We start from the raw sequence: 11,332 nt of genomic DNA, 5'->3' as shown, positions 1-11,332 counted from the left end.
TGTAAATCGCTCTTACGGCTTGCGGGCCGTCAGGGCGACCGTCGACCCCGTCAGGCCGTCGGCCTCGGCATGGACGGCGATCTTGCCGGCCTGGCCCTTGCGGGCACGGACGACAACCAGCGCCAGGCCATTGAAGGCGTCGCGATCCGGCGATTGGAAGGACTCAAAGCTGGTCGGATCGCCATTGTCGGTGGCGACGATCTCGCCGGGGCCTTCGATGCGGAAGCGGATGCGGTTATTGGCGCGCGGCGACATCCGGCCTTGCGCATCCGCAATGCGCACCGTGACGAAGGACAGGTCCTTGCCGTCGGCCGCGATGGTCGTGCGGTCGGCGCTCGCATCAAGTTTTGCGGCCGCGCCGGCGGTCGTGACTTCTTCTGTCGCCCATTCCTTGCCGTTCTTGTAGGTGACGACCTTCACCGATCCGGGCTGATAGGTGACGAAGTCCCAGCGCAGACGGTATTCGTAAAGGGCTTTCTTTTTGCGGCCCTGTGAGACGCCATTGACGAACAGTTCGGCCTCGTCGCCTGAGGTGAAGACGTGCACGGGCGTGACCTCGCCTTCGCGGCCCGGCCACGTCCAGTGCGGCAGGATATGCGCCATCGGCACGTCCGGCTTCCAGCGCGCCTGATAGAGCCAGAAGCGATCCTTCTTGAAGCCGGCCAGGTCGATAATGCCGGAATAGGAGCTGCGGGCGTCGTAATAGGGTGTGGGTTCGCCGATATAGTCGAAGCCGGTCCAGACAAATTCCCCGGCAACATACGGGTGTTGATCCTGCGCTGACCACGACCGGTCGGCCGATGTGCCGAAGTCGGCGGCGAACAGCTCATAGGCGCTGACCTGCTTGGTCTTGGGATCGCCGCCGACACCGGGGCGAACGGCGGCGCTATACACGCCCGGCACCGGGAACTGGTATTCGCCGCGACTCGACAGGGCCGAGGCGCTTTCGCTGGTGATGATGACCTTGTCCGGATGCTTCTGGCGGAAAGCCGGGAACTTGCCGGGCAGGGTGCGGATGCCGGCGCCCTGGTAGTTGAGATTGATGACGTCCATCTCGGCCGGCAGGGGCATGTCGGCCTGGGCCCAGTTCATGGCGTTGGTCGCCGGCCGCGTGGGGTCTTCTTCGCGCACAATCTCGACCAGTTTACGCCCGATGGCGGCGCCCTCCTGCCCGGTATATTGCTCGCCGACCTCGTTGCCGACGCTCCACAGGATGACCGACGGATTATTGCGGTCGCGGCGCAACATGGCGCGCAGGTCTGGCTCGTGCCAGTCGGGGAAGACGAGGTGGAAATCGAGCGGCGTCTTCTTGCGCTCCCACGAATCGAAGACCTCGTCGATGACCAGAATGCCCATCTTATCCGTGAGTTCCAGCAATTCCGGCGCCGGCGGATTGTGGCTCATGCGCAGACTGTTTGCGCCCATTTCCTGCAGCATTTCCAGTTGGCGCTCGGCCGCCCGGACGTTAAATGCTGCGCCCAGAGACCCGAGATCATGGTGATTGTTGACGCCCTTCAGCTCGATGCGCTCGCCATTGACGAAGACGCCTTTGTCGGGATCGAATTTCACCTCGCGCACGCCGAACGGCGTTTCATAGCTGTCGATGACCTTGCCCTTGCTGGTCACCGTGGTGACCGCAACATAGCGGTTGGGTGTTTGCGTCGGCGGTGGCCCCCACAGGCGCGGATTGCTGAGCGCCGTCGTGCCCTTCAGGTGCGCCTTGCCCTTGGCAGGGACGCGCGCTGTGGCCGACGCGATGCTGGCGGCGATCGTTTTGCTGCGGCTGCCATCGGCATTAAGGACGTAGAGTTTCGTCGCGACGCTGACCTCGGTGTCGGCGGCGCTGTCATTGTCGATGGCGACGTCGAGCGCCACGGTCGCCGAGGTCTTCGAAACCTCCGGCGTGGTGACGAAGGTGCCCCATTGCGCAATATGAACGGGGTTCGCCTTGGTCAGCCAGACATTGCGATAAAGCCCGGCGCCGGGATACCAGCGCGCCGACTCCGGCGGGTTGTCGAGGCGGATCGCCAGCTGGTTCTTGCCGCCGACGGTGAGATAGGGCGTCAGGTCGACGCGCCACGACGAATAGCCGTAGGGCCAGCCGCCGACCAGCCGGCCGTTGAGCCACACCGTGGCGTAGGACATGGCACCGTCGATATCGAGAAAAACCGACTTGCCCTTGTCGGCGGCGGGAATGTCGAGGACTTTACGATACCACACCGGTCCCCAGGTCTTCAGACGGCCCATGCCGCCATAGGGGCCTTCCTTCAGGAACGGGCCTTCGATCGCCCAGTCGTGGGGCAGGGTGACCTTGCGCCAGGCGCTGTCGTCGAAACCAGGGGTAACATAAGCGACATCGCTGCCGGGATCCCCAGCCGGCCGGAGGTGGCGTTTGGCCGGGTCCTTGATCAGCGGATTGGCGGTCGGCAGGATCCACGGCTTGAGGACGGTTTGCGTCCCGGCATCGACCTTGACCGCGGCGTCAGGGCGGGCGTCGGCCTCCTTGCCGTCGGCGCTTTTGTCGACCACGGGCCGGATGTCGTAGAGCAGCTTGTCGCCGGTGCCTTCGGGATCGCCCATCGTAAAGCGCCAGCCGTCATTGATCGACAGTCTTTCGCGCGGGGCGGCGGTCGCCGGGGACGCGAGCATGAGCGCCGCCATGATCGCGAAAACAGACGGTTTGGCGAAGCGCATGGTGGTCTCCTTCGTTGTATAGAGCAGGTCTCAAAAAAAGGGCGGCGCACCGCAAGATGCACCACCCCAGGGAGATCGGGCGTCACGGGTGCGCGCCCTGTCTGAACAGCCTCGGGAGAGGCGTTCAGGAACAATGAATCGCTTTAGATCGGTATGATTTTAAATGGAAACATCATACCGATCTAAGCTTTTGTTTTGTCGCGATATTTAAGGCGAAAACCGCTTATACTTTTCGCCGTATCGCTCTAGAACTTGCCGCGGACACCCAGCATGTAGGTCGTGCCGGGCTTGTAGTACCAGTTCGGCGCGCTATCGAACTGGAAGTTCTGGCGCATCGTGGCGTCATTGAGGTTGGTGATGTTCAGGTTGACCGACATGTCGTGCCCGAAATTAAAGGCTTCCTTCAGGTCGACGCTGGCGGACAGGTCCATCTGTTCGTAGCTTTCGTTCCACAGGGCGGCGTTTGGAATGCCGTTCTGGTTGGTGCCGGAAGCCTGCGAACCGTCACGGTAGGTGTCGGACAGGCGGATGGACCAGCCGTTGCGCTCATAGAAGCCTGTGAAGTTCCAGGTGACTTCCGGCACCCCAAGGGCAATGGCCGGAGCGGCGCCTGTGCCTTCCTGGTCGATCTTGGTGTAGTTGGTGCTGAAGCCGAAGCCTTCCAGCCTGTCCCACCACTGATCGAGCGGCTGGACCCACGAGAATTCGAGGCCCTTGATATCCAGAAGACCTTCGACATTGACCTGCTGGGCCAGCGAAACCGTTGCGCCGACGGGGCCGCCGCGCAGGTCGATCGCCGTTTTCTGGGTGGCGCCCAGCGTCTCATAGGTAACGCCGAAATTGGCCAGGTACGAGAAAGGATAGGTGGTGTTCAGCTGGGTCGTGAAGCCGTCGACCTTCTTGTTGAAGGCGGTCAGGGCGACATAGCCTTCCTTGCCCGTATAGTATTCCAGACCGAAGTCGAGGTTCTTGGAGATATACGGCGTCAGGGACGGGTTGCCTAGCGTGCCCTGGAAGGCCGACGGGTCGCCGAAGCCCAGGCCCGGCAGCATGTTGCTGGGGTTCGGGCGCGTCATGGTCGTCGAAGCCGCCAGACGCGTAATCAGCTTGTCGGTCACGTTCAGGGCGAAGTTGGCCGAGGGCAGGTAGTTCTTGTACTTTGTGTTAGTGTAGCTGAAGACCACCAGGTTCGGATAGCGGCCACCGTCGGCGGGCGTCGTTGCCGAGGTGTTGCGCGGATCGGCGAACGAGCTCTGGCCGCCGATGATCTGCGTCGTCGTGACGGCGCGGATACCGAAGTCGTAGCGCAGGCGGTGGCCGACGATGTCCTTGTCGCCATTGACCTGGATATAGGCGCCCTCGACCTTCTCACGCAGGTAGGAACGCGGCGACGAGATGTTCGAGCCACCGGCCGGCGGTGCTTCGTCCAGGAACTGATAGTACTTGGTGACGTCGGTGAACCTGTCCCAGTCGACCGTGATGTAGCCGTAGGGACCGGGCATCAGATAGCTGGCCAGGGCCGATTGCGGGATGGCGGAGCCCTGGTAATTGATCGTGCCCGTGGCGCCGGCCGTATAGCCCGTACCATAGCCCGGATAGGCGGAATAGGCCGAGTTGGCGGCGTTGACGGCGGCGGCCGTGCCGACGATCACGTCGCCGCGGCAGGGCGTGCCGCCGATATTGACCGTTGGGTTATTGCCGCAGGCCAGGTTCGACCACGGCGTGGTATTGTCGAACGGCAGAATCTTGCGCGACGTGTCGTCATAGGCCAGGCCGAACTGGATGTTGAATTCCGACGTGCCCCAGGTCAGGTCGGCGTGCAGGCCGCGCGTTTCGGTCTGGCGCGTTTCCGACTGCATGTTCAGGCGGCCGCCGTTCCATTGGTAGTTGGACGGATCGTTGAGATCGACGGTCGACGTCGTCGTCGGCGCATCGACGAGGTTGTTCTTGTAGGTGACCGTCAGGCCGGAATTGGGCTTCGTCACGACCAGAACGGTCGGCGAGTCGCGGCGGAAGGTGCCGATCGTGTAGTTGGCATCGACGGTCAGCTTCAGGTCGTCCTTGATCTGCCAGGCAAAGCCGGGATTGATCGAGGCGAACTTCGCCTTTTCCAGCCATGGGCGATATTCCAGGAAGTACTGGGCATTGGCGAAGGTGGCTTCGGTCACGACACAGCCGTTCGAGCAGTCCGAGCGGTCAACCTTCATATTGATCGGAATGGGCGAGCCGCTGCGGCCGATCAGGTTGATGTCGGTGCGTTCCTGATCGTTTTCCTTTTGGGCGATCATGCTGTCCACCCAGAACCGCAGGGTGTCGGATGGACGGTATTCGAAGCTGAGCACAGCGCTGGTCCGGTCGCGTGTGCCGTAATAGTGCATCGGACGCGCCAGGCGTGGGATCAGGGCGTTGTCGATCTGCTGGATCGTCAGGCCTGGGTTCAGCGACAGAAGGAGCGCCTGGTCGATGGTGGCGCCCGTGGTCAGACCGTTACCCGCGCCGGCGGGCACCGTGGCCGGAATGGTCCAGTTGCCGCCGCCGGTATTGTTGCGGTTCGCCGCCGGGTTTTGCGCGGCCGACAGGCCGGCATTGGTCCAGCCGACCGATTCCCAGCCCTCGGCCGCAATGACGGTATGCTGGTGCGACACGCCGGCGAGAACGCCAAAATCACCGAACTTCTTGGAGATCAGGAACGAGGCCTTGTAGCCGCCTTCGTCAGCCAGCGAATTCTTGTTGGCTTCGGCGGAATACATGATGCGGTCGCCGCTGAAGTCGAACGGACGCGCCTGACGCATGTTGACCGCGCCGGAGGCGCCGCCTTCCAGAAGGGACGCCTTGGCCGACTTGTAGACGGTTAGCGAGCTGAACAGTTCCGGCGGGAAGATGTCGAGGTCGACTTCGCGGTTGGAGTTGTTGGTGTTGACGTCGCCGGTCGATCCCGTGGCCACCGCCGCGCCGTTCAGCATGATGCGCGTGAAGCTGGAACCCAGGCCACGGATGGCGATGGTCGTGCCTTCACCGGTGATTTCGCGGGCGATGGTGATGCCCGGGATGCGGTTGAACGATTCGGCCAGGTTGGTGTCCGGGAACTTGCCCATGTCTTCCGAGAAGATCGAGTCTTCGAAACCCACGGCGCGTTTCTTGGCAATGGCCGAGTTCTGCAGCGAGCCGCGATAGCCGGTGACGACGACGACTTCGGTGTCGCTGCCGGCGGGCGCCGGCGCGGTGTCCTGGGCCATGGCGGTCCCTGCCACGGCTGACGTCAGGATGGTTGCGGACAGCAGGGCTGTCTTGAGCGCGCGTATGCGCGGCGATGTCGCTAACACGATGGTAATTCCCTTTTGTTTCCCAGCGCTGCGTTTAGGTCGCAGCTTGTTACCGGTCACATCGTAAGTAGTCAGACTTTTCATGTCAACATGGTCTGACCATTTGGCACAACAATGTCATTTGAGATGCAGAAAAGGCACACGGTTGGCCTTGCAATGTCCGGCGTTGTCATCTGCCATGCGGCGACGCAGGTTAATCGTGCGAATTTTAGAAGTAAAATGGCACGTCTCAGGCAAATTTTACGAATAAAACGTCTGCTGTCTGGCCGATTTGATAGCGGTTTCCCGATCCATTGGTTTGACCAAAAACATAAATGTCCTGCGCCGGTACGACGCAAAACATTCTGAGACGCGGCCCCGGCAAGATCCGCCAGAGCGGCGAACAGATACCGACACAAAAAAACGGGCTGGAGTTGCCGGGAGGCCTCCAGCCCGCGACGGCGGGGTCGTGCTTTTTACGAAAAGCGCGTTTAGCCCTGCCATCCTCCGCCCAGGGCGCGGATCAGGCCCACCGTGGACTGATACTGCGCCGCGCGGACCCTTAAGGCCTGCCGCCGGATCGCCAGCTGCTGGCGCTGGGCATCCAGCACCTCCAACTGCGACGACTGGCCGTTCTTGTAACGCGACTGCGACTGGGCCAGGGCCCGCGTCGCTGCGTCGACAGCCTGGGCTTCGGCGCCCTGTTGCTGTTGCAGGTAGGTGAGGTCGGACAGCTGGTTTTCGACGTCCTGGAAGGCCACGAGCACCTGCTGCTGATAGCCGGCAAAGGCGCCGTCCAGCCCGCCTTTGGCGTAATCGATGCCGGCATTGCGGCGGCCGCCATCGAACACGGCCTGTGACAGGATGGCCGCCAGCGACCAGCCCTCCATGCCCTTGTCGAACAGGGTGTCGAGATCACCCGAGGCATAGCCGCCGGATGCCGTCAGTGTGAGCGTCGGGAACCAGGCGGCGCGCGCCACGCCGACGCGTTTTTGCGCAGCATGAAGCGAGGCCTCCGCCGCGATGACGTCCGGCCGGCGTTGCAGCACGTCGGACGGCACGCCCGCCGGAATGACCGGTACAGCGCCGGCCCATGGCTGGGTGCTCCAGGTCGATGATGCCAGTTCGAACGTCGTCGCCGGTTCGCCGACCAGCACAGCCAGGGCGTTGGTCAGGTTGGCGCGTTGCTGGTCCAGGGCGTAGGCCTCGGACTGGGTGCGGGCGACTTCGGTCTCAAGGCGGGCGACATCAAGCTGCGCGACATCGCCTTCCTCATAGCGGCGCTGTGTCACTTTCAGACTGGCGCGATAGGCTTCCAGCGTGTCGGCAACAATGGCGCGATCCTCATCGAGCGCGCGCAGGGCGAAGTAGGTCTGCGCCACGCGTGACTGGATCAGGAGCTGTGTGTCGTTGCGCAGCGCTTCCGCGGCATCGGCATCGAGCTTGGCGGCTTGCGAGGCCTTGGACAGCCGGCCGAAGACATCGACCTCGTAGCTGAGATCGAGACCGAGGTCATAGGCATTGGCCGCCTTGGGGTAGGGTTGCTGCGCTGTGCTGCGCGCGGCGGTCAGGCCCGCGCCCGCCTGAGGCCACAGGTCGGCCCGGGCGGATTTCAGCAGCGCGCGGGCCTGGGTGAGACGCGCTGCGGCGATGCGGATATCGCCATTGTTGCTGGCTGCCTTGGCTTCAAGTTCGGCCAGGATGGGGTCGGAAAAGACCAGCCACCAGGCGCCGGCCTGCTGGACCGGGGCGGCCTGGCCCGCCGCCGCCTGGCCCTTGAAGGCGGCAGGCGTGTTGATCGCAGCGTTTTCCAGCGGGGCGGAGGCGCAGCCGCTCAACAATGCGGCTGCCAGGCTAAGGGTAATTATCTTGTTACGTATTTGGCGGGACATTTATGCCTCCTCTGTATGACGTTGGGCAGCCGGGGCCGGCGCAGGGTGCGCGTCGTCGAAGCCAAGCGTCGAGGTGTGTGCCTTGAGTGGCCTGTTGCCGCTGATGGCGCGGAGCAGGACGTAGAAGAAGGGCGTCAGGAAAAGGCCCAGCAGGGTCGCGCCGATCATGCCGGCGAAGACGGCCACGCCCATGGCCCGGCGCATTTCGGCGCCCGCGCCCTGGCTGGTGACCAGCGGCAGCACGCCCATGATGAAGGCGATCGACGTCATCAGGATCGGGCGCAGGCGAAGGCGCGACGCCTCAATGGCGGCCTTGACGGGCGGCAATCCGGCCAGCTCCAGCTCGCGGGCGAATTCCACGATCAGGATGGCGTTCTTGGCCGACAGCCCCACCAGGACGAACAGGCCGATCTGGGTGAAGATGTTGTTGTCGCCTTGGCTCAGGAAAACACCGATCATGGCGGACAGCAGACCCATGGGCACGATCAGGATGATGGCGGCCGGCAGGACGACGCTTTCGTACTGGGCGGCCAGCACCAGGAAGACGAGCAGGATGACCAGGACGAAGATCAGGGTCGATGAGTCACCGGCCAGAATCTGCTGATAGGTCAGGTCGGTCCATTCGAAGGCGATGCCCTGCGGCAGGACTTCGGCGGCGATCTTGGTGATCGCGGCTTCGGCCTGGCCTGAGGAATAGCCGGGGGCCGGGCCGCCCGAAATATCGGCCGACAGGTAGGAGTTGTAGCGGCTGGCCGTGACCGGGCCGAAGCTGGGGTCGACCTTGAGCACCGCCGACAGCGGGATCATCTCGCCGGTGTTCGAGCGGACCTTCAGGTTGCCGATGTCTTCCGGCTGGGCGCGATAGGCGGCGTCGGCCTGGACACGGACCGAGTAGGTGCGGCCGAAGCGGTTGAAGTCGTTGACGTATTGCGAGCCGAGATAGACCTGCATGGTGGTGAAGATGTCATTGACGCTGACGCCCAGCTGACGCGCGCGGGTGCGGTCGATGTCGGCATAGATCTGCGGCGTATTGATCTGGAAGCCGCTGAACACGCCGGCCAGTTCCTTGGTCTGGTAGGCCTTGGCGACCATGGCCTTGGTGGCCTTGTCGAGCTCGGCGTAACCGAGGCCGGCGCGGTCTTCGAGCTGAAGCTTGAAACCACCGGTCTGGCCCAGCCCCATCAGGGGCGGCGGGGGAAAAACGATGACATTGGCCCCCTTGATGCCGGCAAACTGCTGGTTCAGGGCGCCGGCAATGGCGCCGGCGCTTTCGGCCGGACCGTGGCGGTCGTGGAAGGACTTCAGCGACAGAAAGACGACGGCGCTGGATGAGGACGTGGTGAAGCCGTTGATCGACAGGCCGGGGAACTGGATGGCGTGGGCGACACCCGGTTGCTTGAGGGCGATTTCGCCGACCTTGCGGCTCAGGGCCTCGGTGCGATCGAGCGTGGCGCCTTCGGGCAACTGGATCATACCGACCAGATAGGCCTTGTCCTGCTGCGGAATGAAGCCGCCGGGGACGACATTGAACATGACGAAGGCCAGGGCGGCCAGGCCACCGTAAAGACCTAGCATCAGGCCCTTGCGCTTGACGACGCCGCCAAGGCTGTTGGCATAGCGGTCGGACCCGCGGTGGAACATCTTGTTGAACCAGCCGAAGAAACCGCCCAGCCACTTGTCCATGAAGCGCGTCAGGCCATCCTTGGGGGTGCGGTGATCCTTGAGCAGCAACGCGGCGAGCGCAGGCGACAGGGTCAGGGAGTTGACCGCCGAGATGACTGTCGAAATGGCGATGGTAAGCGAGAACTGGCGGTAGAACTGGCCCGACAGGCCGGTGATGAAGGCCAGCGGCACGAAGACCGCGACCAGCACCAATGCGATGGCAATGATCGGCCCGGAGACTTCGCGCATGGCCTGATAGGTGGCCTCTCTAGGCGTCTTGCCGGCTTCGATATTGCGCTCGACGTTTTCGACGACGACGATGGCGTCATCGACAACGATGCCGATAGCCAGCACCAGGCCGAACAGGGTCAGGGCGTTGATGGTAAAGCCGAAGAGGTGCATGACGGCGAAGGTGCCGATGACCGAGACGGGCACGGCCAGCAGCGGGATGATCGACGCCCGCCAGGTCTGCAGGAACAGGATGACGACCAGCACGACCAGCAGGATGGCTTCGAGCAGGGTGTGGATGACCGAATCGATCGATTCCTGGACGTATTCGGTGGTGTCGTAGACGACGCGGTAGTCGACGTCTTCCGGCATGGACTTTTTCAGGTCGGCCATGATGGCCTTGAGTTCCTTGGCCATCTGCAGCGAGTTGGCGCCGGGATTTTCAAAGATCGGAATCGCGACGGCCTGCTTGTTGTCGAGCAGCGAGCGCAGCGAATAGTCCGATGCCCCCATCTCGACGCGCGAGATGTCGCCAAGGCGGGTGACGGAGCCGTCGGCGCCGGTCTTGACGATGATGTTGCGGAAGTCTTCTTCGGACTTCAGGCGGCCTTGCGCATTGACCGACAGCTGCAGGGCCTGGCCGGGCAGGGCGGGCGAACCGCCGATGATGCCGGCCGCGGCCTGGACGTTTTCGGAACGGATGGCTTCGGTGACGTCACCGGCCGACAGGCCGCGGGCGGCGACCTTTTGCGGATCGAGCCAGACGCGCATGGCGTAGTCGCCGCCGCCGAACATCTGGATCGGCGCGACACCCTTGACGGCCTGGAGGCGGTCCTTGACGTTCAGCATGGCGTAGTTGCGCAAGTACGTCGCGTCGTAGCGGCCGTTCGGCGAAATCAGGTGGATGACCAGCGGCAGCGAGGTTTGGTTCTTCTGCGTGACGATACCGAGCGCGCGCACGTCGGACGGCAGGCGGGCTTCGGCCTGGCTGACGCGGTTCTGGACCATCTGTTGCGCCAGGTCCGGATTGGTGCCCAGCTTGAAGGTGACGGTCAGGGTCATCACGCCGTCGGTCGTCGTTTGCGACGACATGTAGAGCATGTTTTCGACGCCGTTGACTGCTTCTTCGATGGGGGCGGCGACGGTTTCGGCGATGACGGCCGGGTTGGCGCCGGGATAGACGGCGCGCACGACGACCTGCGGCGGCACGACTTCCGGATATTCCGACAAGGGGAGAACGCGGAGCGACAGGAGGCCCGCGATCAGGATGAGCAGCGACAGGACTCCTGCGAAGATCGGCCGGTCGATGAAGAATTTGGAGAGGTTCATGATAGCCCTCGGTGGTTGGGCGTGGGATTTGGGGTGTGTTTCAGGCAAGAGGCCCCCACCACCATCTGCTCCGCAGATGGTCCCCCTCCCCACAAGTGGGGAGGTATAGGTTTAAGGGGGCTCTTTTCTTATTCCTCCCCAAGAGCGCCTCGGGCGTTCAACGCGATGAAGCGAATGGGGAGGGGGACCATGCCGTGGAACGGCATGGTGGTGGGGGCTAATCTA

At 63.3% G+C, this 11,332-nt stretch carries 4 protein-coding genes; all 4 read right to left on the bottom strand.

Annotated features, from left to right (window positions below; translation table 11 throughout):
• Positions 1 to 12 precede the first annotated feature (12 nt).
• The 4 genes from galB to J2X24_RS09440 all read right to left on the bottom strand — a co-directional run bounded on the left by galB (position 13) and on the right by J2X24_RS09440 (position 11,107).
• Positions 13 to 2,694: a beta-galactosidase GalB gene (gene galB, locus J2X24_RS09455; RefSeq protein WP_209720098.1), complete on the bottom strand. Its 2,682-nt coding sequence runs from the start codon at positions 2,692 to 2,694 to the stop codon at positions 13 to 15.
• A 245-nt stretch (positions 2,695 to 2,939) separates the two neighbouring features.
• Positions 2,940 to 6,017, bottom strand: a complete 3,078-nt coding sequence (locus tag J2X24_RS09450) for a TonB-dependent receptor (RefSeq protein ID WP_310003135.1) — start codon at positions 6,015 to 6,017, stop codon at positions 2,940 to 2,942.
• A 470-nt stretch (positions 6,018 to 6,487) separates the two neighbouring features.
• Complete coding sequence (locus J2X24_RS09445) at positions 6,488 to 7,888, bottom strand: efflux transporter outer membrane subunit (RefSeq protein WP_209720093.1); 1,401 nt, start codon at positions 7,886 to 7,888, stop codon at positions 6,488 to 6,490.
• A complete protein-coding gene (locus tag J2X24_RS09440) occupies positions 7,889 to 11,107 on the bottom strand; it encodes an efflux RND transporter permease subunit (protein ID WP_209720090.1) in 3,219 nt (1,072 codons plus the stop codon).
• Positions 11,108 to 11,332 lie beyond the last annotated feature (225 nt).

Source organism: Asticcacaulis solisilvae, from assembly GCF_017875235.1.
Taxonomy (GTDB): domain Bacteria; phylum Pseudomonadota; class Alphaproteobacteria; order Caulobacterales; family Caulobacteraceae; genus Asticcacaulis; species Asticcacaulis solisilvae_A.
This window is presented reverse-complemented; position numbering and strand designations above follow the sequence as displayed.